Genomic DNA, 23,754 nt, shown 5'->3' on the forward strand with positions numbered 1-23,754 from the left:
TTTTTCGTTCGGGCGGCCGCTTGCGCGGGGTGCCCGTATCGGTCGTCGTCGGCCGCGCGGCCGCCGTGCTCAGTCGGCCGCGGCTGGCACGAGTACCTCGCGGCTGCCGTTGATGCCCATCGGTGACACGAGTCCGGCCGCTTCCATCTGCTCGACGAGTCGCGCGGCGCGGTTGTAGCCGATGCGTAACTGGCGCTGCACCGACGAGATCGACGCGCGCCGCGTGCGCACGACGAACGCGACCGCTTCGTCGTACAGCGGATCGGCTTCCGCATCCGGCGCTTCGCCGAACAGGTCCTGCGTCGCACCGTCGGCCGCCGGGCCGTCGAGAATCCCTTCCTCGTACTGCGGCTCGCCGAACTGCTTCAGGTATTCGACGACCCGGTGCACTTCCTCGTCTGCGACGAACGCGCCGTGCACGCGCTGCGGGTAGCCCGTGCCCGGCGGCAGGAACAGCATGTCGCCCTGGCCGAGCAGCGATTCGGCGCCCATCTGGTCGAGGATCGTGCGCGAGTCGATCTTCGACGACACCTGGAACGCGACGCGCGTCGGGATGTTCGCCTTGATGAGGCCGGTGATCACGTCGACGGACGGGCGCTGCGTCGCGAGGATCAGGTGGATGCCGGCCGCGCGCGCCTTCTGCGCGAGGCGGGCGATCAACTCCTCGATCTTCTTGCCGGCGACCATCATCAGGTCGGCCAGCTCGTCGATCACGACGACGATCAGCGGCAGCTTCGACAGCGGTTCGGGATCCTCGGGCGTCAGCGAGAACGGGTTGCCGATCTTCTTTTCCTTCGCCTCCGCGTCGCGGATCTTCTGGTTGAAGCCCGCGAGGTTGCGCACGCCGACGGCCGACATCAGGCGGTAGCGCTTCTCCATTTCACCGACGCACCAGTTCAGCGCGTTCGCCGCGAGCTTCATGTCGGTGACGACCGGCGCCAGCAGGTGCGGGATGCCTTCGTAGACCGACAGCTCGAGCATCTTCGGGTCGATCATGATGAGCCGCACGTCCTCGGGCGTCGCCTTGTACAGCAGCGACAGGATCATCGCGTTGATCGCGACCGACTTGCCCGAACCCGTCGTGCCGGCGACCAGCATGTGCGGCGCCTTCGCGAGATCGGTGACGACCGGGTGGCCGGTGATGTCCTTGCCCATCGCGATCGTCAACTGCGATGCCGAATGCTGGTACTGGCGCGATTCGAGGATTTCCGACAGGCGGATCATCTGGCGTTTCGCGTTCGGCAGCTCAAGGCCCATGCAGGTCTTGCCGGGAATCGTCTCGACGACGCGGATCGACGTGAGGCCGAGGCCGCGCGACAGGTCCTTCATCAGGCCGACGATCTGGCTGCCGCGCACGCCGAGTGCGGGTTCGATCTCGAAGCGCGTGATCACCGGGCCCGCCGATGCGCCGACCACGGTCACCGGCACCTTGAACTCCTGCAGGCGTTGCTCGATGACCTGGGCGGTCTGCGCGAGGTGTTCCTCGGTGATCGTTTCGACGTCGTCGGAGGCAGGCTCAAGCAGGTCGAGCGTCGGCAGTTCGACGTTGAACGATGCGGGTGCGTGGAATTCGAACGCGTTCGGGCGCGGCTGGCGCGCGGGTGCGGCCGATGCGTCCGGGGCCGGGACGCTCGATTCCGCCGGAGCCGGCGGCACGGTGGTCCCGGAAAGCGTTGCGTCCGGAGGCGGTGCGGTCGTGACGGCCGGGATGGCGGTGCCGGTTGCCGCAGGCGTCGCGCCGGCGCCGGGCATAGACCAGCTCGCCGATGCAGCCGCGGGAGCCAGCGGGGTGGTGAACGACTGGGCCTGCGGCGCCGGTACGGACGCGATGGCGTGCGCTGGTGTCGCCGTGTCGATGGATTCGCCCGGTGCGGAGAAGGTTGGCATTGCCGACACAGGCGCCGTCGCGGAAGTCGGGGACGCGGCCGACGCCGCCGCGGCGGTGGTCGTGGCGAAGGAGGCCGGCGCGCTACCCGACGCCGCAGGCACACCGCCGAACGCGGCGGGCGCAGCGGCGCCGATCGTGCTCGTTTGGGCGAGCGCGCCGGAAGACGGCGCCGGGACGACCGACGGGGAAGGCGCGATGCCGGGTGCTGAGTGCGCTGCTCCGGCCGGCACGGCCTGCGTACCGGTCGACCAAGCGTCAGGCGTGCGGCTCGTCGGTGCAGCCGAAGGCGTCGCCGATGCGGTCGATGCGCTGCCGGACGGGGCGGTAGACGCGATCGCAGGCGACACCTGTGTGATTTGCGCCGGCTGCAATCCGGTTGCGCTGAAGGACATGCCGGTCGATGCGGGTGCCGTCGCGGCTGCCACGATCTGCGCGGTCGCGGACGGCTGCGACGTGGCCGGACCGGAAGCATTCATCGCGGGCGTCAGGGCAGACGCCGCCGCCATGCCTGGAACGGCCGCGGAAGGTTGTGTCACGGTCACACCGTGGGCTCCGGTCGCAGTCGTCGGAGCAGACGTCGCCGCGGGTGCGAGCGGCTGCGCGGTGGGAAGGGCGGCGGCACCGGTCGAAGGCGTGTGGGCGGGTGTCGTCGGTGCGGGTGCCGGCGTGACCGTGGCCGATGCCGCGCCCGTGGTACCGAGCGCCGATGATGCCGCAGCCGGCACGTGACCGCTGGAACCGTATGCGATCCCCGTGGCGCCCGCCGGCGCGGACGGCTCAGCCGATGCAACGGGCGCTGCCGATGCGGGCGGTTGCGACGGCGACCAGGAGGCCGTGCTCGTCATGCCGGACAACGAAGGCGTAGCGGCGGCAGGTGTGCTGTTCGACGTGTTCGCGAGTGCCGGTGCAGCAGAGCCCGGCGCGGTGCCGGCGCGCGACGACGCGGCAGTTGACGAAATCGTCTGCGCAGGAGCGGGGGATTCAGCGGACAACGGCTTCGACCACGATGCGGACGCAGGTTCCGCGATCGCGGATGTCGACGCCGCCGGTGCGGGTGGCATGGCGTGTTGCGTGCCGGCAGGCGATGGTGCGGTTTCTCCAGCGTGCTTTGCTGCTGCATGCCAGGCCGTTCCCGTCACGCCGCCTGCGGATGCGGCGTTCGACGTGTCCGAGGCTGCCGGCGCCGCTGCCGCGACGGGCATTGCATCGGCAAGCGACCACGTGGGCGTTGCCGCGATCGACGAAGCGGGGAGGGGAGCGGTCGGCGCGACCTGCTGGGCAGATTTCACGACGTCCCGAGCTGCTTGCGTGTCCTGTTTCGTATCGACCGATACGGCGGTATCGGCCGGCGGCGTGGATTGCGACTGGATCTGACCGACCGTCCCTGCGGCCGTTGCCGCATCCTTCGCATCGGCGGTGCGGCCCATGTCGCTTGCCGTGGACGTGACGGCGGCCGGATGCGTATTGACAGATTCGCTCGTCGCCGCCGGCTCGTCCGCGCCGGACAGCTGCGCGGCAATCAGGTTTTCATGCGATGCGCCGAGTCCGGAAACCGGCGCGCTGACGATGTCTTCCCACGGTGCAAAGTCGATCGGGGAATCGAGTGCCGGCGCGGCGGGCGCATCGGCGTCCGCTTGACGCGTCGGTGCATCGGTCTCGACGCCGGTATCCGGTGCGGCATGCTGCGCAGTTTCACCGAAGGCCGGAATGCTCGTACCAACATCGACAACGGGCATGCGCACGCTCGGCTCGGCCGGCATGAATGCATCGAGGACGATCGGTGCGTCGTCGTATGCCGGCGCGGCTTCGCGCGAAAGGCCTGCGTCGCGGGGCGCGGCCTGATGCGCGCCCGCAATGATCCCGGCGGGTACGACCGTCGATGCCGACGCCGTGACGCCCCCTGCCGCCGCAACTGCGCCGGCCAAGGTCGTCGCGGCGGCCGTCGCCGGTGCCGCATCGGGTGTACGCACATCGTCCAGCGTCGCCCATTGCGCAGTGCTGGCCTCGATCGAGCGCAGCGTGTCGTGAACGCTCGGCGCCGGCGTGATCGGCTCCGCGGGCTGCTGCACCCATGCGTAGAGCGGCGCGCGCGCGGGGACCGGTGCCGCGGGGCGGCGCCGTGTCGCGTCGGGCGACGGGCCGGCGGCGCCGGCGCCCGCCACTGGGCGTGCGGGCGTGCGCGGCGGCGTCGCGGTGGCCGGGCGCGGCGTGACCACGGTGCGCGGCGCGCCCGGCTGCTTCGATGCGGCCGCGGCTGGTCGCGCGGTGGTCGGTTGCGGCCGAACGGGCTCGAACCCGGCCGGAAGCGGGGCCGGATTCGGGCGCGGCACCTGTGCGTTCGCGGCGGCCCGCGCGAGGCTGGCGGTGCTGCCGGTCGTCGGCGGCGGCATGGCGTTCGTCGTGCCCGGTGCGGGCGGCGGGGGCATGCGATGGGCCGATGTCGGCTTCAGCCAGCCCGACGGCGCGACCGGCTCGGTGAGCGGACGCGGCGCTGCGTTGCCGCGCGGCTTCGGCCGGGCTTGCGGATCGGGTTTCCACAACGTTGGGCGCGAATAGCGGCCATTCTGGCGCGGCGCCATCGAGTTGACGGTGTGTGCGGTGGTCGGCTGCACGATGTCGTCGTCGCGATGCAGCGCGCTGCGCGGCAGGTCGGCGACGCCGCGCACGTCGTCGTCGACGTCGCGCGCGAGCTTGACGCCGAAAGACGTGTCGACCCACGCGGCGAACTGCCGCCAGCCGATGCCGGTCAGCCACGGCAGGCCCGCGAAGAACAGCACGACCATCGCAACCGGCGTGCCGATCGGGCCGAGCACATGCGCGAAGCCGTTCGAGAGCGCGTGGCCGAGCGCGTTCGTGTCGGGGCCCGACAGCGGGCTCGTCAGCGCGCAGCTCGCGATGAACACGGCCGCGAAGCCGAGCCACAGGCGAATCGAGCCGCGGCCGGCGAGTCCGCCGCCGCCGGGCAGCATCGCCTGAAGGAGACGCCAGATGAAAAGGAGGAACCAGACGGCGGAGATGCCGAACCAGCCGAAGACAACCGTGTGCATGCTTTGATGAAACAGGAAGAGGGTGGGGAGCGCGGTGCGCGACCCGCCGAGTTTAACCGGCCGGCGAACAGGACTCGAAGGCAGCATGAAGGCGTCGAAGCGCTTCCAGGCCGCGGGACGCGTGCGTCCGGGATTCGCGCGTGGCGAAGGCGGCCGGTCGGCCTTCGCCCGCGCGCGGCATCAGGGGCTCCGGCGCGTGAAGGTCAGCGTTGCGCCGGCTTCGGTCACGATCTGCAGCTGCTGCGGCTCGCGCATCTGCACGCCGGTCTTCTCGATGTGCGCGAGCGCATCGAGGTACGCGTGTTCGAGCTGGCCGCCGAGTGTGTTCGTGCATGCCATGCGCGTGCCGGCCAGCGGCCCGAAGCTGAGCAGACCGTTCTTCAGCGCATAGGTGCCCATGTAGCGGTTGCAGCCGGAAAATCCGCTGGCGCGCCGGACGCCCGATTCGGTGGACAGCGCGAGCTTGATCGGCTCGCCGTTGTCGCCGTGCGGAATCGTGCGCGGCGTGCCGTCGGCGTTCACCCAGCTCGTGAGCTCCCAGCTCGTGTCGTCGAGCAGCTGGACGGCGGCGGGGTTGTACGGGTCGGGTGCGGGGGCGGCGGAATCGGGGTGGGTCGGCATCGCGCAGGCGGCGAGAAGCGTGGCAAGCGTCAACGCGCAGAGCGGCGCGCGCAACGGGCGAAGCAGGCCGGTGCGTGCGCGTGCGGCGGCGGACAGGTGGGACATGAGCCTCGTTCCTCATCGGATTCTGATCAAGCCGTAAGAGTAACGCACCCGCCCCGCGCGAGGCGAGCCGACACTTCGCGCGCGAAAACGTTCGCATCCCACCCGCGGGCCTCGCGCGGCGGGGCGGCGAAACGACGAAACCGGCCGGACTGGCGCGGGTGCGCGTGTTAACATCGAAGCCGTTTTCGTCCTCCAACAGAACCAGCGGGAAATCACATGCAGATCGGTCAGCGGCTCGGTACGCCGCTTTCACCCTCGGCCACGCGCGTCATGCTGCTCGGCGCGGGCGAACTCGGCAAGGAAGTCATCATCGCGTTGCAGCGTCTCGGCGTCGAAGTCGTCGCGGTCGACCGTTATCCGGACGCGCCTGGCCACCAGGTCGCGCATCGCGCGCACGTGATCGACATGACCGACGCCGCCGCGCTGCGCGCGGTCGTCGAGGCCGAGCGCCCGCACCTGATCGTGCCGGAGATCGAGGCGATCGCGACCGATGCGCTCGCGGCGATCGAGGCGGCCGGCCTGGCCGAGGTGATCCCGACCGCGCGCGCGACGCAGCTCACGATGAACCGCGAAGGCATCCGCCGCCTCGCGGCCGAGGAGCTCGGGCTGGCGACTTCGCCGTATGCGTTCGCCGAGTCGTTCGACGCGTTCAGCGCGGCCGTCGCGAAGATCGGCATGCCGTGCGTCGTGAAGCCGGTGATGTCGTCGTCGGGCAAGGGACAGTCGGTCGTGCGGACCGAGGCCGACGTGAAGCCGGCCTGGGATTACGCGATGGCGGGCGGCCGCGTGAACCACGGCCGCGTGATCGTCGAGGGCTTCATCGATTTCGAGTACGAGATCACGCAGCTGACCGTGCGCGCGATCGATCCGGCGACGCTCGAGACGCGCACCTACTTTTGCGAGCCGGTCGGGCACGTGCAGGTGGCGGGCGATTACGTCGAATCGTGGCAGCCGCAGCCGATGAGCGCCGTCGCACTGGAAAAGTCGCGCGAGATCGCGCACAAGGTGACCGAGGCGCTCGGCGGGCGAGGGCTGTTCGGCGTCGAGCTGTTCGTGCGCGGCGACCAAGTCTGGTTTTCCGAGGTGAGCCCGCGGCCGCATGACACCGGCCTCGTGACGCTCGCGTCGCAGCGCCAGTCGGAATTCGAACTGCACGCGCGCGCGATTCTCGGGCTGCCGGTCGATCCGACGCTCGGCTCGCCGGCCGCGTCGGCGGTGATTTACGGCGGGCTCGACGAGCGCGGCATCGCGTTCGAGGGCGTGCGCGACGCGCTGGCCGTGCCGGGCGCCGACCTGCGCCTGTTCGGCAAACCGGAGAGCTTCGCGAAGCGGCGCATGGGCGTCGCCCTCGCGACCGGCGCGACCGTCGACGAAGCCCGTGAACGCGCGAAGCGCGCCGCGGCGGCCGTGCGGCCCGTGTCGGCGCGCTGACCAGACGAGGAGCGCGCGATGGCGTCGACATGGCGGGGGATCGGACGTATCGGCAAGGTGGGCGTCGCGCTGGCGCTGGTCGCGAGCCTCGCGGGGTGCGGCCTCGCGGCCGCGCCGTGCCGGGTCGTATCGGCCGGGCTGAAGATCGTGCCAGTCGTCGGCCATGTCGCGGCCGCGCCGACCGACGCGTGCGCCGACGTCATCGATCCCTGACCGACGAACGCTCAACCCATAACCAACGATAACCGCGCGCCCCGTGAGGGCGCGCTTACACCCGTCTCGTGAGAGGACCTGCATGATTCGCCAAGCCTTCGCCGCGCTCGCGCTCGCCGGCACCGCCGTTTCCGTCGCGCATGCCGCGCAACTGACCGTCGAGGAGATCGACGCCGATTCGCGCCAGCAGGCGTTCTATCAGTGCGCGAACCAGAAGCAGCCGGTGCGGGTGTCGTACTGGCGCGCGGGCAACGGCCAGAGCTTCGCGCTGGTGCCGGTCAACGGGCAGCAACTGCTGTTCGTCGATACCGTTTCGGCGTCTGGCGTGCGCTACCAGGCCGGACGCTATACGTGGTGGACGAAGGGCAAGGAAGGGACGCTGCGCGACGAGATCGCAGACCAGAATGCGGCACCGCTGCTGGGCGACTGCGTGCAGGTCGAGAAGAAGAAAAAGAAGAAGGGCTGAGCGCCGCACGCGATCGAATACGCCGTGCGGGCGTGCCGATTGCCGCGATCGATGCGGGCAGTCGGGTTCGACCGCGAGCCGGACCGCGGGGCAGGCGGCGCTCGGGTTCGTCGACCGCTTGCCGACTTCCCGAACCACACGCCCGCAATTCGACCCCTATTTTTTCCATCGGCCGATCGGGATAGCCCGGTCGCTTGACGCATCCGCCCGCGCCCGGCCTGCCGGAACTCGCCGCGAACCGCCACCGTGGACGTTCGCGGCGTTGTCACGGACAGATTGCCGCGCAGTGCTACAATACGGCCCTTTCCGCCGGCATTCGCGCCGAACGGAGTCCGCACGGCCTGTGGCGCCCGATGTTCGAAATGAACCGGTCCCAAGCGCCAGAGCGGCGCCGCGCGGCGCGCCGCGGCTCCGTCTACTTCCGAAATGTGATGAGCGCAGGCCCGGCCGGCCTGACGCACGATGTCCCCGCCGCGCCTTTTGAGCGAAACGCCACCATGTCCGATTCTGTCGCTAAGCCAGCCGACGCAACCTTCGATCAATTCGGCCTTGCCGCCGATATCCTGAAAGCCATTGCGGAGCAGGGTTATACGACGCCGACGCCGATCCAGGCGCAGGCCATTCCGGTCGTGCTCGCCGGCCGCGACGTCATGGGCGCCGCGCAAACGGGTACCGGCAAGACCGCGAGTTTCTCGCTGCCGATCCTCCAGCGGCTGCTGCCGCAGGCCAACACGAGCGCATCGCCCGCGCGCCACCCGGTGCGCGCGCTGATTCTCACGCCGACCCGCGAGCTCGCCGACCAGGTCGCCGCGAACGTGCATGCGTACGGGAAGCACACGCCGCTGCGCAGCGCGGTCGTGTTCGGCGGCGTCGACATGAACCCGCAGATGGCCGAGCTGCGCCGCGGCGTCGAGATCCTGATCGCGACGCCCGGCCGCCTGCTCGACCACGTGCAGCAGAAGACGGCAAACCTCGGGCAGGTGCAGATGCTCGTGCTCGACGAGGCCGACCGGATGCTCGACATGGGCTTCCTGCCGGATCTGCAGCGCATCCTGAACCTGCTGCCGAAGGAGCGTCAGACGCTGCTGTTCTCGGCCACTTTCTCGCCGGAAATCAAGAAGCTCGCGTCGACCTACCTGCGCAACCCGCAGACGATCGAGGTCGCGCGCAGCAACTCGACCAACGCGAACGTCACGCAGATCGTCTACGACGTCGCCGAAGGCGACAAGCAGGCCGCCGTCGTGCAGCTGCTGCGCGATCGCGGGCTCAAGCAGGTGATCGTGTTCTGCAACAGCAAGATTGGCGCAAGCCGGTTGGCCCGCAACCTCGAGCGCGACGGCGTGGTTGCGTCGGCGATCCACGGCGACAAGACACAGATCGAGCGGATGCAGGCCCTCGACGCGTTCAAGCGCGGCGAAATCGAGGCGCTGGTCGCGACCGACGTGGCCGCGCGCGGTCTCGACATCGCCGAACTGCCGGCCGTGATCAACTTCGACCTGCCGTTCAACGCGGAAGACTACGTGCACCGGATCGGCCGCACGGGCCGCGCGGGCGCGACGGGCGATGCGCTGTCGCTGTGCAGCCCGAACGAGCGCAAGCAGCTCGCCGATATCGAGAAGCTGATCAAGCGTCCGCTCGACGTGCAGACGCTCGCGATCGACAAGCCGGCGCGCCATCGTCACGACGAGCGTGGCGGCGATCGCGGGGGGGAGCGCAGTGGCGAACGCGGCGGCGAACGCGGCGGCCGCCGCGAGCGCGACGAGCATCGCGGTGCGTCGGGGCGTCGTTCGGGCGGTTCCGAGCGTGGCGGCCATCATCGTCGTCACGAGGCGCCGATCGACGATTTCTTCCTGAAGCCGTACGAACCGTCGGCGCCGGCGACACAGCCGGAAGAGACGAAGTCCGGGCAGCAGCCCGAGAAGAAGGGGCCGAAGCGTCAGGTCGCCGCGCTGCTCGGCGGCTTCGGAATGCCGCGCAAGCCGTCTGCGTAAGCGGGCGGTTCAGGCGGTCGGTGCGGCGCGCGAGCGCTGCCGCGGAAACGGGTGCATGCGATGAGCATGTGCCCGTTTTTCATTGGGCAAGACGATTCGTGACGAGGCCGTCGAGAGGAGGGGTGACTTGTCGCGCGGGCAGCGGGGCTTCGGCGCAGTGTCGTCGGCGCGCGTGCAGTCTCCGGTCGATTCAGCGCCGACGAATTCCGGAACCTGGTCGATATGAACTGGGATTCCGCGCGCGACTCAGCCGGCGCGTGGCCCGAAGCGACGCGCCCACGCATCGGTCGCGGCCGCGTAGAACGCATCCATCGTGCCGCCCGACGGATCGCCGTCGGCGGCAAGGCCGAGATGCGCGACGGCGGCCCGCAGCGCCGGCAGCGGATCGTCGCGCTCGAGCGCGATCGCGCCCGTCTGCTTGCTGAGCTTTTCGCCGTTCGCATCGACGACGACGGGGACGTGCAGGTAGGCGGGCGTCGGCACGCCGAGACAGCGCTGCAGGTAGATCTGGCGCGCGGTCGAATCGAGCAGGTCGGCGCCGCGCACGACGTGGGTGATGCCCGCGTCGGCATCGTCGACCACGACCGCGAGCTGATACGCCCATTGGCCGTCCGCGCGCTTCAGCACGAAATCGCCGACTTCGGTCGCGAGGTTCTGCGCCTGCGTGTGCTGCCAGCGGTCGTCGAACGTGACGATCGCATCGTCGCCGTCCGGCACGCGCAGCCGCCATGCACGCGCGGGCTTGCCGTGCAGGCCGGTGCGGCAGGTGCCTGGGTACGCGAGGGTGGTGTGGCGCTCGTGCGCGGCACGCAGCGAATCGGCGATTTCCTTGCGTGTGCAGCCGCACGGATAGACGAGACCCGCGGCGACGAGCCGTTCGAGCGCGGCTGCATAATCGGCATCGCGCGTGCTTTGCCACACGGGCGGCTCGTCGGGGGTCATGCCGAAATGCGCGAGCGTTGCAAGGATGTCGTCCGCGGCGCCGGGCACCGTGCGCGGGCCGTCGATGTCCTCGATGCGCACGAGCCACGCGCCGCCGTGCGCGCGCGCGTCGAGCCAGCTCGCGAGCGCACCGACCAGCGAGCCGAAATGCAGCGGGCCGGTGGGCGACGGCGCGAAGCGGCCGCGGTAGCCGTTCATCGGGGCGCGGAGCGATGCGCGCTTACGCGGCGCTGGCTGCCTGCGCGCAGGCCGGGCACGACTGGCCAGCCACGTAGCTCGGCGATTGCTGGGCTTCCGGCGTGACGACCGCGCGGCACGCGAAGCACGTGACGTTTTCGGTCGGCTGCAGTTGCGGGTTCAGCGCGGTGCGGTAGTCGAACACGAAGCAGTCGCCGTGATAGTGCGCGCCGCCGACTTCCTCGAAATACTTCAGGATCCCGCCCTCGAGCTGGTACACGTTCTCGATGCCGATTTCCTTCATGTGGATCGCTGCCTTCTCGCAGCGGATGCCGCCCGTGCAGAACGACACGACCGTCTTGCCCTCGAGATCGGCGCGGTTCGCGTCGATCACTTCCGGGAACTCGCTGAACTTGTCGATCCGGTAGTCGAGCGCGGCGTCGAACGTGCCGACGTCGACTTCGAACGCGTTGCGCGTGTCGAGCATCACGACCGGGCGGCCGGCATCGTCGTGGCCGCGGTCGAGCCACGCCTTCAGCGTGCGCGCGTCAACCGACGGCGCGCGGCCGAGCTCCGGCTTGATCGCGGGCTTCTTCATCGTGATGATCTCGCGCTTCAGGCGTACGAGCATCCGGCGGAACGGCTGCGAGTCGGACAGGCTCTCCTTGAACTGCAGCGTCGCAAACTTGCCTTCGAACAGCGGATCGTGGCGGATGTAGTCGATGAACGCGTCGGTCGCTTCGCGCGGGCCGGCGACGAACAGGTTGATGCCTTCCGGCGCGAGCAGGATCGTACCGCGCAGGCCGAGTTCGTTGCAGCGGGCGGTGACGAGCGGGCGCCATTGCTCGGTCGCGTCGAGCGACACGAAGTGGTAGGCGGCAAGGTTGACGATGGTCATGATGGTCCGACGTGAAAACGGCCGCGGCCGTGCGGCGGGCGCACGGCGGCCCCGCAAAAAAGGGTGCGAAGCCGGGGCGATGATTCGAAAACCCGTATTATCCCGCAAACTGAGCATGCACCGGCACCTGACCATTCGGCCGACGTCGCGCGCATCGGCCGAACGGCCGGGCGTCGGGATTTTTTGGGCAGCCGGCGCGACGACGCGGCTACAATATCGCCCATGTCAGATCCCCGCTTCGTCCATCTTCGCGTTCACTCCGAATTCTCGATTGCCGACGGCATCGTGCGTCTCGACGACATCGTCAAGGCGGCAGCCGCGGACGGTCAGGGCGCGCTCGCCCTCACCGATCTCGGCAACGCATTCGGCCTCGTCCGTTTCTACCAGGAAGCCCGCGGCAAGGGCATCAAGCCGATCGCCGGCTGCGACGTCTGGATCACCAATCCGGACGATCGCGACAAACCGTCGCGCCTGTTGCTGCTGGTGAAGGACAAGGTCGGCTACCTGAACCTGTGCGAACTGCTCTCGAAGGCGTGGCTCACGAACCAGTATCGCGGCCGCGCGGAGCTTGATGCGAGCTGGCTCGACGGCGAGCTCTCGCACGGGCTGCTCGCGCTGTCGGGTGCGCAGCAGGGCGATATCGGGCTCGCGTTCGCGGCCGGTAACGAGGAAGCCGCGCGCCGGCATGCCGAGCGCTGGGCGAAGGTGTTCCCGGGCGGCTTCTACATCGAACTGCAGCGTTACGGCCAGCCGGGCGCCGAGGCGTACATCCAGCAGGCTGCGACGCTCGCCGCGTCGCTGAAGCTGCCGGTCGTCGCGACGCATCCGACGCAGTTCATGACCGATGACGACTTCACCGCGCACGAAGCGCGCGTGTGCATCTCGGAAGGCGACATGCTCGCGAATCCGCGACGCCAGAAGCGCTTCACGACCGATCAGTATTTCCGCACGCAGGACGACATGGTCGCGTTGTTCGCTGACTTGCCGTCGGCGGTCGCGAACACGGTCGAGATCGCGAAGCGCTGCAACCTGAAGCTCGAGCTCGGCAAGCCGAAGCTGCCGCTGTTTCCGACGCCGGACGGCATGTCGCTCGACGACTACCTGGTCCAGCTGTCGAAGGAAGGGCTCGAGAAGCGCCTCGAACAGCTGTATCCGGATGCGGCGGAGCGCGAAGCGCAGCGCGAGACGTACTACAAGCGGCTCGAGTTCGAGTGCGGGACCATCACGAAGATGGGCTTCCCGGGCTACTTCCTGATCGTTGCGGACTTCATCAACTGGGCGAAGAACAACGGTGTGCCGGTCGGCCCGGGTCGCGGCTCGGGCGCCGGTTCGCTGGTCGCGTACGCGCTCGGCATCACCGATCTGGACCCGCTGCGTTACAACCTGCTGTTCGAGCGATTCCTGAATCCGGAGCGCGTGTCGATGCCCGACTTCGACATCGACTTCTGCCAGCACGGCCGCGATCGCGTGATCCAGTACGTGAAGGAAAAATACGGCGCGGACGCCGTGTCGCAGATCGCCACCTTCGGCACGATGGCCGCAAAGGCTGCCGTGCGCGACATCGGCCGCGTGCTCGACCTCGGCTACATGTTCACCGACGGCGTCGCGAAGCTGATCCCGTTCAAGCCCGGCAAGCACGTGACCATCGCCGACGCGATGAAGGAAGAGCCGCAACTGCAGGAGCGCTACGACCACGAGGACGAAGTGCACCAGCTGCTCGACCTCGCGCAGCGCGTCGAGGGCCTGACGCGTAACGTCGGGATGCACGCGGGCGGCGTGCTGATCGCGCCGGGCAAGCTGACCGATTTCTGCCCGCTGTACACGCAGGGCGACGACGGCGGCGTCGTCAGCCAGTACGACAAGGACGACGTCGAAGCCGTCGGCCTCGTGAAGTTCGACTTTCTGGGCCTCACGACGCTGACGATTCTCGACTGGGCCGAGCGCTACATCCGCCGTCTCGATGCGTCGAAGGCCGACTGGTCGCTCGCGCAGGTGCCGCTCGACGATCCGGCATCATTCCAGATCCTGAAGAAGGCCAACACGGTTGCCGTGTTCCAGCTGGAAAGCCGCGGGATGCAGGGCATGCTGAAGGACGCGCAGCCCGACCGTTTCGAGGACATCATCGCGCTCGTGTCGTTGTACCGTCCGGGCCCGATGGACCTGATCCCGAGCTTCTGCGCACGGAAGCACGGCCGCGAGAAGGTCGACTATCCGGATCCGCGCGTCGAACCCGTCCTGAAAGAGACCTACGGCATCATGGTCTATCAGGAGCAGGTGATGCAGATGGCGCAGATCATCGGCGGCTACTCGCTCGGTGGCGCCGACCTGCTGCGTCGCGCGATGGGCAAGAAGAAGCCCGAGGAGATGGCCAAGCACCGCGAGATCTTCGCCGAGGGTGCGGCGAAGAACGGCCTCACGCGCGAGAAGTCCGACGAGATCTTCGACCTGATGGAGAAGTTCGCGGGCTACGGCTTCAACAAGTCGCACGCGGCGGCCTACGCGCTGCTCGCGTATTACACCGCGTGGCTGAAGGCGCACCATCCGGCCGAATTCATGGCGGCCAACATGACGCTCGCGATGGACGACACCGACAAGGTGAAGATCCTGTTCGACGACTGCGTCGTGAACAACCTCACCGTGCTGCCGCCGGACATCAACCAGTCGCATTACCGGTTCGAGCCCGTCGCGGAAGCCGACGGCAAGCGTTCGCGCACGATCCGCTACGGTCTCGGCGCGGTGAAGGGCAGCGGCCAGAACGCGATCGAGGAGATCCTGCGCGCGCGCGAGGAAAAGCCGTTCACCGACCTGTTCGATTTCTGCGAGCGGATCGACCGGCGGGTCGTCAACCGCCGCACGGTCGAGGCGCTGATCCGTGCCGGCGCGTTCGATTCGCTGAACACCAATCGCGCGCAGATGCTCGCGTCGGTGCCGCTCGCGATGGAAGCGGCCGACCAGGCCGCGGCGAACGCGATGCAGGCCGGCCTGTTCGACATGGGGGCCGAGTCGCCGCACGCGCATGCGCTCGTCGACGAACCCGCGTGGGACGACAAGCGCCGCCTGCAGGAAGAAAAGGGCGCGCTCGGCTTCTATCTGTCCGGGCACCTGTTCGATGCGTATCGCGACGAAGTGCGCCGGTTCGTGCGGCAGAAGGTCGGCGACCTGAAGGAAGGGCGCGACAAGCTCGTCGCGGGCATCATCGCATCGCTGCGCACGCAGATGACCCAGCGCGGCAAGATGCTGATCGCGTTGCTCGACGACGGTTCGGGCCAGTGCGAGATCACGATCTTCAACGAGCAATTCGAGGCGAACAAGGCGCTGTTCAAGGAGGACGAACTGCTGATCGTGCAGGGGCAGGCGCGCAACGACGCGTTCACCGGCGGCATCCGTTTCACGGCCGACACGGTGATGGATCTCGAGCGCGCGCGCAGCCGCTACGCGCAGGCGGTGCGTCTCACGATGAACGGCAATGCGGATGCGGCGGCGCTGCGCCGCGTGCTCGAGCCGCACGTGTCGAAGGACGATCCGGCGGCCGCGCAGGCGGTCGAGGCGCCCGCGCCGCGTGGCGGCGGACGCGATGGCGGCCGTCGCCCGCAGGCGCCGCTGCCGAACGGGCTCGCGGTCCAGATTCACTACAGCAACGCGCGTGCGCAGGGTGAAATGCGTCTTGGCGACGCGTGGCGCGTCAAACCCAGCGACACGCTGCTCTCGGAGTTGCGTGCGACGTTCGACGGCAGCATCGTCGAAATCACGTACTGAGCGCCCCCCGCCGGACGGCCGTCGCCTGCATGGCCCGTCGCATCGCCATCGTGCGGTGCGGCGGGCCGTTTTCATTTCGGCGGGTGCTTGGGGCCGTCATCCGGACGCTATACAATCCCTCGCGCGCGACGCAGATGCGGCGCCGGCTGCGGCACGTCCGCCGGCCGGAGGCGATATCGCGCGCTTGAAGACGGGGGCGGTTCAGCGCAGCACGCGATGCGGCGCGATGCCGCGAGCGACCGCGCGACGAGGCCGGCACGGGAAAGTACGCCAGGATGCCGGTCGGTACGCGACGATAAAAAAACCGACAGTACGACCACAACAATGGCCAACGGGAAACCGACGGGGCGGATCCTCGTGATCCGGATTGATTTTCTGGGCGACATGCTGTGCACGACCGCTTTTCTCGGCGCGCTGAAACAGCGCTGGCCCGATGCGGAACTGCACGTGGTCGCGAACCGCTACAACGCGGCCGCGCTGGCCGGCAATCCGGACGTGCACACGGTCCATACCTACGTGTACAGCCGTCAGTGCGAGCGCAACGACCGCCCGGGACGGATGCGCGCGTTCTTCGACAGGCTGCGGCTCGTGCGCAGGCTGCGCCGCTTGCGGTTCGACCTCGTGGTCGTGCCGAACGGCGGCATGCATCGCAGCAGCATCCAGTTCGCGCGGCAGCTCGGCGTGAAGGATTGCCGCTGGCACGATGCCGATTCAGAATTCGACGATCGCAAGCCCGAACACGTCGCGTCGCGGCCGATGTGCCATGAGGCGCTGTCGGGATTCCGGCTCGTGCCCGAGCTCGGCCGCACCGAGCTCGAGGGTCTCGCGCTGTCCGTCCACCCGGACCGCGCGCTGCAGGAAACGTGGTCTCGGCTGCTCGGGCCGCGCACGAAGCCGCGCGTCGGGCTCTTCGTGTCGAACAAGGCGGCCGAGCGGCGCTGGCCGGCCGATCGATGGCGCGACCTCGGCCGGCGGCTCGCACCGCTCGCCGACGTGATCGTGTTCCGCGATCCCGCCGTGTCGGCCGCGGCCGACCACGACAGGTGGCGGGATGTGAGCGCCCGGCATGTCGCGCCGTCGTCGGTCGCCGAACTGGTGGCCGCCGCGAGCCTGCTCGACGCGATCGTGTCGGCCGATAGCGCGCCCGTTCATCTCGCGTCGGCGCTCGGCGTGCCGGTCGCCGCGCTGTTCGAGGACCGTCCCGAGAAATATCGGCGCTGGCATCCGCTCGGCGTGCCGCATGTGATCCTGCGGGCCGGCGCGACGGTCGACGCGATCGGCGTCGACGCGCTCGAGCGCGCGGTGCTTCATCTGTTGATGCCGGCCGGACAGCCCGACGACGCGATGGAGGCAGCGGTGCCGCTCCCGGCCGCCACGTTCGCGGCACCCGGGGTCGACGCATTCGTTTCGTAGCCCCGGGAAGCCAGGCGGCGACGGCATTGCCGGCGCTGCCGTCGAACGGGCAAATGGGCACGAGGCGGCGCGATGGCCGCAGGCCCGCCGTGCGCGACGCGTCGTTGCCCGCCGCGATGCCGGACGGGTGCCCCAGCTACCGACCGCGGCGCGTTATCGGCGCCTGCGCCCGCCGCCACGCCACCGGCCGCAAAATCCTGTACATTGCGAGCCTTGTCCAGCCAGCTAGACGGAACGATCGCCGTGGCCCTGTTTTCTTCCGCCCGCCCGCCCAGAACCATCCTCGTCGCAGCCCCACGCCGTATCGGCGACGTGCTGCTGACGACGCCGCTCGTGCGTTCACTGAAGGCGCGCTGGCCCGACGCGCAGATCGACATGCTGGTGTTTCGTGGCACCGAGGGTGTGCTGGAGCACAACCCCGACGTGCGGCGCGTGATCGTCGTCGCGCAGCGTGCGGGGTTCCGGGAGCGTCTGCGCGACGCGCTGTCGATGTGGCGCCGCTACGATCTCGCGTGCGCGGCGCTGAGCTCCGACCGGCCGCGTTTCTACAGCTGGTTCGCCGGCCGCAAGCGCGTCGGCCTCGTCGATCCGAACCGCGTCACCTGGCTGACGCGAATGATGCTGAACGGCATCGCGATCAATCATCACGAATCCGCGCATACGGTCGTCAGCACGCTCGCGCTCGCACCGGTGATCGGCATCGAGCCGGTATCCGAAGTCGTCGCGCCGGGCATCGGCGACGATCCCGAGCGTCGGGCGCGATTCGACGCGTGGCTCGCGGAATCGCCGGCGATCCGCGCGGGCAAGCCGCTCGTGGTGCTGCATCCGTATCCGATGTTCCGCTACAAGCAATGGCGGCTCGAAGGCTGGGTCGAGATGATCGACTGGCTGCGCGCGCAGGGATTCGCGATCGCGCTGTCGGGCGGTCCGGCCGATCGCGAGCGCGAGTACGCGGAGCAGGTCGCGGCCGAGGCGGGCGGTGACGTGCTGAATCTGGTCGGTCGCCTGACGTTCGGCGAAAGCGCGGAACTGGTGCGGCGTGCGCGGCTCTTCATCGGGCCCGATACGGGCGCGACGCACGTTGCGGCCGCGACGGGCACCGACACGATCGCGCTGTTCGGTCCGTCCGATCCGGTGCGCTGGGGGCCGTGGCCGCAGTACTGGCCCGCGACCGAGAACCCGTGGGCGCTGCGCGGTTCCGCACGGCACGGCAACGTTTGGCTGTTGCAGGGCGAGGGCGATTGCGTGCCGTGCCGGCACGAAGGCTGCGAGCGCCATGTCGACAGCCGTAGCGACTGCCTCGTCAATCTCGGGACGCAGCGCGTGAAGGCGGCGGCAGCCGAGATGCTCGGGCTGAATCCGCCGGGCGCCGCCGACGCGGTCATCGACACGTCGCGATTGCATCGCGCGCGTTCCGACTGACGCGTGAAGGCCTTGCGTTTCCTGATTTGAAAAGCGGGGGAGTGGCGACGCGTCGACGGCGCGTGGCCGTGCTTCAGGCAGCGGCGCGCGTGCGCCGCCATTGAAGCCCGAGAGGCCGAACCCGTGGCAGGTGGCAACGCGGATCGCGCGCCGCCCGCCGCATGATGCGTTAAGCGCTGCGCCGGATCGCCGACGTCTCGCGGGGCAGTGCTTCGGTGCGCGCGCCGCAGCCGAGCAGGATCCCGGCGAGCAGCACCAGCAGGTGGCCTTCGGCGAAATCGAGCAGCAGCGAATTCGCGAGGCTGCCGATCGCGAAGATCGCGAGCCACGCGAGCAGCAGCTGCCGCGAACCCGGATCGAGCGCGCGGCTGCCGCGCGCGATCTGCACGATCAGGTTCACGAACAGCAATACGCCGAGCGCGCCGAGCTGCACGGCCATCAGCAGGTATTCGTTATGCGGATTCGACGTGAGCTGCCCTTCGGCGGCCGTCTTGCCGGCCGTGAGCTTCTCGAACTCGAACTCGAGGCCACCCGCGCCGTAGCCGATCACGGGACGCATGCGATACAGCTCGAGCCCCTTCTTGTACCACTCGAGACGCAGCCCGGTCGATGTGACCGCATCGGTCTGCCGATACTGCTGCACTTCCGACACCACCTTCACAAGCCGGCCGTTGTGCACCGTGCATGCAGCGACGACGAGTGCGACGCCCACCAGGACCAGTGCACCGGCGGCGAGGCCCGCGCGCAGCGCCGACTGGCGGCGCATCAACAGCACGAAACGCACCGCGACGACGAGGATCAGCAGCAGCGCGATGACCTGCCCGGTGCGCCCCTGCAGCATCACGAACACGTTGATCAGCGACCATGCGGCGACGGCGGCATACGCGGCTCGCGACAGCGCGGTGCGGGCCGAAAGCGCGAGGTCGGCGGCCTGGTAGAACAGCAGCGCGCCGAACATGCCGGCCGCAATGTGGTTCTTGAACACCCAGGCACGCGAGAGCGGCAGTTCGGTCGCATGCGCGGGCCCGATCGCGGTCAGCCCGAGATAGTTGGTGGTCGACAGCAGCAGGATCACGCACAGCGTCCCGAACCACGCTCGCCGCACGATCGGCGCCCAGTTCGAGTGGCGGAAGGCGAGCACGGCAAACGGCAGCAGCAGCAGCTTGTCGTACTTGGCGACCCAGTTCCACGCCTTCGGGTGCGGCGCGACGGTATAGGTGACGCTCGCGGTCAGCGCCGCGAGGATCAGGAGCGCCGCGAGCGACGCCGGTTCGGTGATGAACGTGCGCAGGTCGCGCCAGAATTCGGGGGAGATGACGAGCGCGGCCGCGAACAGCCCGCAGAACACGTTGGTCAGCGCGGTCGAGACGGGCACCATGCACAGCGCGATGACGGCGAAGGCGCGGGCGGCGGTCAGGCGCCGCGTGGCGGGAGCGGAAAACGAAAGCATCGGAACCTGTCGAATGGGCGAATGCGGCATGCAGGCACCGTGCTGCGCGCCGCGCGTCCCGGCGGCACCGCGCGGGACGAAGCGCGCAGTATACGCGAAGCGGCGGGCGTTTCTTTACCGTTTCCGGGGTCCGATCAGCTGAATGCGCGCTTGATCCGCGAGCGCAGCAGTGCGCGCTTCAGGCGTCCCTCGACGGCCGGCGTATCGAGCGCGAGTCGCGAGCCGGCCGGCTCGCCGCGATGCAGGTAGTAGCGGTCGAACGTGGCCTGGGTCATGCCCCATTTGTTAAGGAACTGGCGGCGGCCATCGTTCTTGACGATCTTGCCCGTGCTCTTCTGCTGGAAGTGATAGACGAGGCTGTCGCCGACGCCGAGGAAGATCCGGCAGCCGGCGTCCCAGAATTTCATCGAGAAGTCGTTGTCGCTGCTCATCCCCGGCGACAGCTCGCTGCTGTAGCCGCCGATGCGGTTCCACCAGTCGCGGTGCACGAGCGTCGGCGGCCAGGTCGAGCCGAGCCAGTCCGCGCGCGCGAGCCGCGGCGTTGCCGCGACGAGGCCGGCCGCGTCGAACTGTTCGGCGTCGCGGCCGAAATTGCTGACGACAACGCACGGATTGCGCGTGTCGACCGGCTCCACCATCGTGCCGGACAGCATGAACAGGTCGGTCGGCATCTGCTCGATGCGCCGCACGAGCGCCGCGTCCCAGCCGGGGCAGCAGTACATGTCGTCGTTCATGTAGACGACGTAGTCGCGCGTCGCGCGCGCGGCGGCCAGGTTCACCGCGTGGCAGATGCCGATGTTGGTCGGCGACGCGGTGTGCTCGATGCCTTCGCTGCGCACCCAGTCGAGCGTGCCGTCCGAGCCGTCGTTCACGTGCACGATGATCTGGTGGTCATGCGCCGAATGGCGGCGCAGGCTGTCGACGACGAGCTTGAGGTACGGCAGGTTGTTCCAGGTCGGGATGATGATGGAGAACATGGCGGTCGGATTCGGTGGTCGTCGTGTCGGCGGCGCGTGGCGCGGCGCCGCACTCGGGCGCGCATGGCGCGCGGGCAGCCCGGCATTGTAACGCCGGGCCGGCCACATGCCGGCGGCGTCAGGATCGGGGCAGGGCGGCGCGCGCTCAGCGGGTCGGCTCGTGGCCGAGCTTCAGGAACCGGTAGTACACCGTTTCCGCGTTGAACACGGCGATCATGAAGCCCGCGCGGCCGTCGAGAAACCCGCGCCGCAGCACGTAGGTCCGCACGAACGCCCATGCGCCGCGCGCAAGCGCCTTGCCGAAGCCGCCGCGCTGGCCGGCCGCGCGGCGCTGGCGCGCGCCGGCCGTCGAATACGCATCGAGCTTGCGCACGACGGTTTCGAAATCCTCGTACGAATAGTGCATCAGCTTGCCCGGCAGCCGCTGCGCGGGCGTGTCGAACACGAGCCGTTCGTGCACCAGGTCGTCGGAGAAGCGGGCGGTGCCGCGCCGGAACAGGCGCGGCACCCAGTCCGGATACCAGCCGCTGTGGCGGATCCATTGGCCGCAGAAGCTCGACAGCCGGTCGAGCGCATAGACCTGCGCGGCCGGTGCGCGAATGGCCGCGCGGATCGACTGCGCGAGTTCCGGGCTGACCACCTCGTCGGTGTCGAGCGACAGGATCCAGTCGGTCTCGAGGGCGTCGAGCGCGCGGTTCTTCTGCGGGCCGAAACCCGGCCAGTCGCGCTCGACGATCACGCGGGCGCCGTGCGCGCGGGCGATCGCCACGGTATCGTCGGTGCTGCCGCCGTCGATCACGACGACGTCGTCGGCGAAGGTCAGCGCGTCGAGGCACTGCGCGAGCCGCGCGGCCGCGTTGAGGGCGATGAGGGCGACGCCGAGGGTGGGTTCTGCCATGAAGTCGTCGAAAAGGCGGAGAAAAACGGTGAGCGGCAGTATACCCGCGCGCCGGCCGGCGGCCGCTTCGGCGGCGGCCATGCCGGCGAGGGCGGTGCAGCTATAATGTTGGGCCTTTTTCGGCACCCGCCGGACGGGGTGAATTCCGGGCAGTCACGCCCCGGGCGCCGCGTCGCGGCTCAAGAAGGATTGCCTTGGAAACCCAGAACACTCTTCGCAAACCGATGGACGGCACCGGTACGTCGCCGGTCACGGTCCTCAAGCGCCTGTGGCCGTACATCCGGCCGCTCATCGGCATCGTGGTGCTCGCCGTGATGACGATGGGCGTCGTCGCGGCCACGGAAGCCGGGATCCCGGCACTGCTCAAGCCGCTGCTCGATCACGGCTTCGGCTCGCACGGCAGCGACCGCGCGAAATGGTACGTGCCGATCGCGGTGATCGGCCTCGCGCTCGTGCGCGGCGTGTCGCAGTATGCGTCCAACTACCTGCTCAACTACGTGTCGAACCGCATCCTGCTGCAACTGCGGCTCGAGATGTTCCAGCGGATGATCCACACGGGCGCATCGTTCTTCCAGCGCGAGACCGCGAGCACCGTGATCAACGCGATCGTGTTCGAGGTCAACCAGATCCTGTCGGTGCTGACCGGCGTGATGGTCACGCTCGTGCGCGACTCGCTGACCGTGGTGTTCCTGCTCGGTTACCTGTTCTACCTGAACTGGCGGCTCACGCTGATCGTCGCGGTGATCCTGCCGGGCATCGGCTGGCTCGTCAGCAAGATCAACCGTCGCCTGCGCCGCCTGAACCGCGAGCACCAGACGCTGACCAACGAGCTGTCCTACATCGTCGAGGAGACGGTCGGCGGCTACAAGGTCGTGAAGGTGCACAACGGCGAAGCGTACGAGATGGATCGCTTCACGACGATGAGCAAGCGCCTGCGCGGCTACGCGATGCGCATGACGATCTCGGGCGGGCTCGCGCAGCCGCTGACGCAGTTCCTCGCGTCGATCGCGCTCGCGGTCGTGATCACGATCGCGGTCGTGCAGTCGACCAACGACCAGACGACGGTCGGCGGCTTCGTCGCGTTCGTCACGTCGATGCTGCTGGTGATTTCGCCGCTCAAGCACCTGATCGACGTCAACCAGCCGCTGCAGCGCGGGATGACGGCCGCCGAGCTGATCTTCGGGCTGATCGACGAGCCGGCCGAGCCGCAGGGCGGCGACCGTGCGCTGCCGAACGCTCGTGGCGAGATCGAATTCCGCGACGTGTCGTTCGACTACGGCGCCTCCGAGCGGCCGACGCTCGACCGCATTTCGTTCAAGGTCGCGCCGGGCGAGATGATCGCGCTCGCGGGGCCGTCGGGCAGCGGCAAGACGACCCTCGTCAACCTTTTGCCTCGCTTCTTCGATCCGACGGGCGGCGCGATCCTGGTCGACGGCGTGGCGGTGTCCGACTACGACATCCACGCGCTGCGCAGCCAGATGGCGATGGTCAGCCAGGACGTCGTGCTGTTCAACGATACGATCGCCGCGAACGTCGCGTACGGGCAGACGCCCGACCGCGCACGCGTGCAGGCGGCGCTCGAGGCCGCGAACCTCGCCGACGCGGTCGCCGCGATGCCGGACGGGCTCGACACGCTGGTCGGCGGTAACGGGATGCGTCTGTCGGGCGGCCAACGGCAGCGGCTCGCGATCGCGCGCGCGATCTACAAGGACGCGCCGATCCTGATCCTCGACGAGGCGACCTCGGCGCTCGATTCGGAATCCGAGCGCCACGTGCAGGCCGCGCTCGAGCGGCTGATGGAAGGGCGCACGACGCTCGTGATCGCGCACCGGCTGTCCACGATCGAGCGTGCGGACCGGATCCTCGTGCTCGAAGCCGGCAAGATCGTCGAAACGGGCAGCCACGACGAGCTGCTGCGCCATGGCGGGCTGTACGCGCACCTTCACCGGATCCAGTACCAGCAGCAGGCGGCGTGACGTCGGATCGCACCCGTGTGCTAGTCTTGATCCGGCAGGTCCGGTTTCGTTGTTTCCGGTTCGACGTGACAACACGGAGGGAA

The 23,754-nt window shown here is 69.0% G+C and carries 15 protein-coding genes; 8 read left to right on the forward strand and 7 right to left on the reverse strand.

Annotation, left to right across the window (positions count from 1 at the left end; translation table 11 throughout):
• Positions 1–69: 69 nt before the first annotated feature.
• Both DIE08_RS20730 and DIE08_RS20735 read right to left on the reverse strand, forming a co-directional pair.
• A complete protein-coding gene (locus tag DIE08_RS20730) occupies positions 70–4,935 on the reverse strand; it encodes a DNA translocase FtsK (protein ID WP_124903339.1) in 4,866 nt (1,621 codons plus the stop codon).
• 180 nt (positions 4,936–5,115) lie between these two features.
• Positions 5,116–5,661, reverse strand: a complete 546-nt coding sequence (locus DIE08_RS20735) for an META domain-containing protein (protein ID WP_059600375.1) — start codon at positions 5,659–5,661, stop codon at positions 5,116–5,118.
• A 216-nt stretch (positions 5,662–5,877) separates the two neighbouring features.
• On the opposite strand from DIE08_RS20735, the gene purT reads away from it, so the two are divergent.
• The 4 genes from purT (at position 5,878) to DIE08_RS20760 (ending at position 9,762) form a co-directional block, all read left to right on the forward strand.
• Positions 5,878–7,092 carry a formate-dependent phosphoribosylglycinamide formyltransferase gene (gene purT, locus DIE08_RS20740; protein WP_059600376.1) on the forward strand — a complete coding sequence of 405 codons (1,215 nt, stop codon included), beginning with the start codon at positions 5,878–5,880 and terminating at the stop codon, positions 7,090–7,092.
• 18 nt (positions 7,093–7,110) lie between these two features.
• Positions 7,111–7,305 carry a DUF6726 family protein gene (locus DIE08_RS20745; protein WP_059600377.1) on the forward strand — a complete coding sequence of 65 codons (195 nt, stop codon included), beginning with the start codon at positions 7,111–7,113 and terminating at the stop codon, positions 7,303–7,305.
• An 82-nt stretch (positions 7,306–7,387) separates the two neighbouring features.
• Complete coding sequence (locus DIE08_RS20750) at positions 7,388–7,771, forward strand: MliC family protein (protein WP_124903341.1); 384 nt, start codon at positions 7,388–7,390, stop codon at positions 7,769–7,771.
• 431 nt (positions 7,772–8,202) lie between these two features.
• Positions 8,203–9,762 (forward strand): DEAD/DEAH box helicase, encoded by a 1,560-nt coding sequence (locus tag DIE08_RS20760; protein WP_059600454.1) that lies wholly within the window; start codon positions 8,203–8,205, stop codon positions 9,760–9,762.
• 246 nt (positions 9,763–10,008) lie between these two features.
• Here the strand turns inward: DIE08_RS20760 and gluQRS are convergent, their stop codons facing one another.
• Together gluQRS and DIE08_RS20770 are read right to left on the reverse strand one after the other, a co-directional pair.
• Positions 10,009–10,902, reverse strand: a complete 894-nt coding sequence (gene gluQRS, locus DIE08_RS20765; RefSeq protein ID WP_124903343.1) for a tRNA glutamyl-Q(34) synthetase GluQRS — start codon at positions 10,900–10,902, stop codon at positions 10,009–10,011.
• Positions 10,903–10,924: 22 nt separating this feature from the next.
• Complete coding sequence (locus DIE08_RS20770) at positions 10,925–11,779, reverse strand: sulfurtransferase (RefSeq protein ID WP_124903345.1); 855 nt, start codon at positions 11,777–11,779, stop codon at positions 10,925–10,927.
• Positions 11,780–12,001: 222 nt separating this feature from the next.
• Between DIE08_RS20770 and dnaE the strand changes: the two genes are divergently transcribed.
• The 3 genes from dnaE (at position 12,002) to DIE08_RS20785 (ending at position 18,370) form a co-directional block, all read left to right on the forward strand.
• The gene (gene dnaE, locus DIE08_RS20775; RefSeq protein ID WP_124903347.1) at positions 12,002–15,535 is read left to right on the forward strand and encodes a DNA polymerase III subunit alpha; all 3,534 of its coding nucleotides are present in this window, start codon (positions 12,002–12,004) and stop codon (positions 15,533–15,535) included.
• 324 nt (positions 15,536–15,859) lie between these two features.
• Positions 15,860–16,948, forward strand: coding sequence for a glycosyltransferase family 9 protein (locus DIE08_RS20780; protein WP_124903349.1), 1,089 nt, complete (start codon positions 15,860–15,862; stop codon positions 16,946–16,948).
• Between the two features lie 243 nt (positions 16,949–17,191).
• Entirely contained in the window at positions 17,192–18,370 is a 1,179-nt protein-coding gene (locus DIE08_RS20785) for a glycosyltransferase family 9 protein (RefSeq protein ID WP_124903351.1), read from the forward strand.
• 169 nt (positions 18,371–18,539) lie between these two features.
• Here DIE08_RS20785 and DIE08_RS20790 read toward each other — a convergent pair whose 3' ends face one another.
• From DIE08_RS20790 to DIE08_RS20800, 3 genes are all read right to left on the reverse strand, one after another.
• Entirely contained in the window at positions 18,540–19,820 is a 1,281-nt protein-coding gene (locus DIE08_RS20790; protein ID WP_124903353.1) for an O-antigen ligase, read from the reverse strand.
• Positions 19,821–19,954: 134 nt separating this feature from the next.
• Entirely contained in the window at positions 19,955–20,797 is an 843-nt protein-coding gene (locus DIE08_RS20795) for a glycosyltransferase family 2 protein (RefSeq protein ID WP_124903355.1), read from the reverse strand.
• A gap of 145 nt (positions 20,798–20,942) precedes the next feature.
• Positions 20,943–21,695, reverse strand: coding sequence for a glycosyltransferase family 2 protein (locus DIE08_RS20800; RefSeq protein WP_124626815.1), 753 nt, complete (start codon positions 21,693–21,695; stop codon positions 20,943–20,945).
• A 224-nt stretch (positions 21,696–21,919) separates the two neighbouring features.
• On the opposite strand from DIE08_RS20800, the gene msbA reads away from it, so the two are divergent.
• Complete coding sequence (msbA, locus tag DIE08_RS20805) at positions 21,920–23,671, forward strand: lipid A export permease/ATP-binding protein MsbA (RefSeq protein ID WP_239007344.1); 1,752 nt, start codon at positions 21,920–21,922, stop codon at positions 23,669–23,671.
• The last annotated feature ends 83 nt before the right edge of the window (positions 23,672–23,754 follow it).

This window comes from Burkholderia sp. Bp9004 (assembly GCF_003858025.1).
GTDB classification, from domain to species: domain Bacteria; phylum Pseudomonadota; class Gammaproteobacteria; order Burkholderiales; family Burkholderiaceae; genus Burkholderia; species Burkholderia diffusa.

What these genes read in the sequence shown, in the direction of transcription:
- DIE08_RS20750 (WP_124903341.1), top strand. Translation starts at nt 7,388, where the DNA reads ATGATTCGCCAAGCCTTCGCCGCGCTCGCGCTCGCCGGCACCGCCGTT.
- DIE08_RS20730 (WP_124903339.1), bottom strand. Translation starts at nt 4,935, where the DNA reads ATGCACACGGTTGTCTTCGGCTGGTTCGGCATCTCCGCCGTCTGGTTC.
- DIE08_RS20760 (WP_059600454.1), top strand. Translation starts at nt 8,203, where the DNA reads ATGAGCGCAGGCCCGGCCGGCCTGACGCACGATGTCCCCGCCGCGCCT.
- DIE08_RS20800 (WP_124626815.1), bottom strand. Translation starts at nt 21,695, where the DNA reads ATGGCAGAACCCACCCTCGGCGTCGCCCTCATCGCCCTCAACGCGGCC.
- DIE08_RS20795 (WP_124903355.1), bottom strand. Translation starts at nt 20,797, where the DNA reads ATGTTCTCCATCATCATCCCGACCTGGAACAACCTGCCGTACCTCAAG.
- purT (WP_059600376.1), top strand. Translation starts at nt 5,878, where the DNA reads ATGCAGATCGGTCAGCGGCTCGGTACGCCGCTTTCACCCTCGGCCACG.
- msbA (WP_239007344.1), top strand. Translation starts at nt 21,920, where the DNA reads ATGGACGGCACCGGTACGTCGCCGGTCACGGTCCTCAAGCGCCTGTGG.
- DIE08_RS20735 (WP_059600375.1), bottom strand. Translation starts at nt 5,661, where the DNA reads ATGTCCCACCTGTCCGCCGCCGCACGCGCACGCACCGGCCTGCTTCGC.
- DIE08_RS20780 (WP_124903349.1), top strand. Translation starts at nt 15,860, where the DNA reads ATGGCCAACGGGAAACCGACGGGGCGGATCCTCGTGATCCGGATTGAT.
- dnaE (WP_124903347.1), top strand. Translation starts at nt 12,002, where the DNA reads ATGTCAGATCCCCGCTTCGTCCATCTTCGCGTTCACTCCGAATTCTCG.
- gluQRS (WP_124903343.1), bottom strand. Translation starts at nt 10,902, where the DNA reads ATGAACGGCTACCGCGGCCGCTTCGCGCCGTCGCCCACCGGCCCGCTG.
- DIE08_RS20745 (WP_059600377.1), top strand. Translation starts at nt 7,111, where the DNA reads ATGGCGTCGACATGGCGGGGGATCGGACGTATCGGCAAGGTGGGCGTC.
- DIE08_RS20790 (WP_124903353.1), bottom strand. Translation starts at nt 19,820, where the DNA reads ATGCTTTCGTTTTCCGCTCCCGCCACGCGGCGCCTGACCGCCGCCCGC.
- DIE08_RS20770 (WP_124903345.1), bottom strand. Translation starts at nt 11,779, where the DNA reads ATGACCATCGTCAACCTTGCCGCCTACCACTTCGTGTCGCTCGACGCG.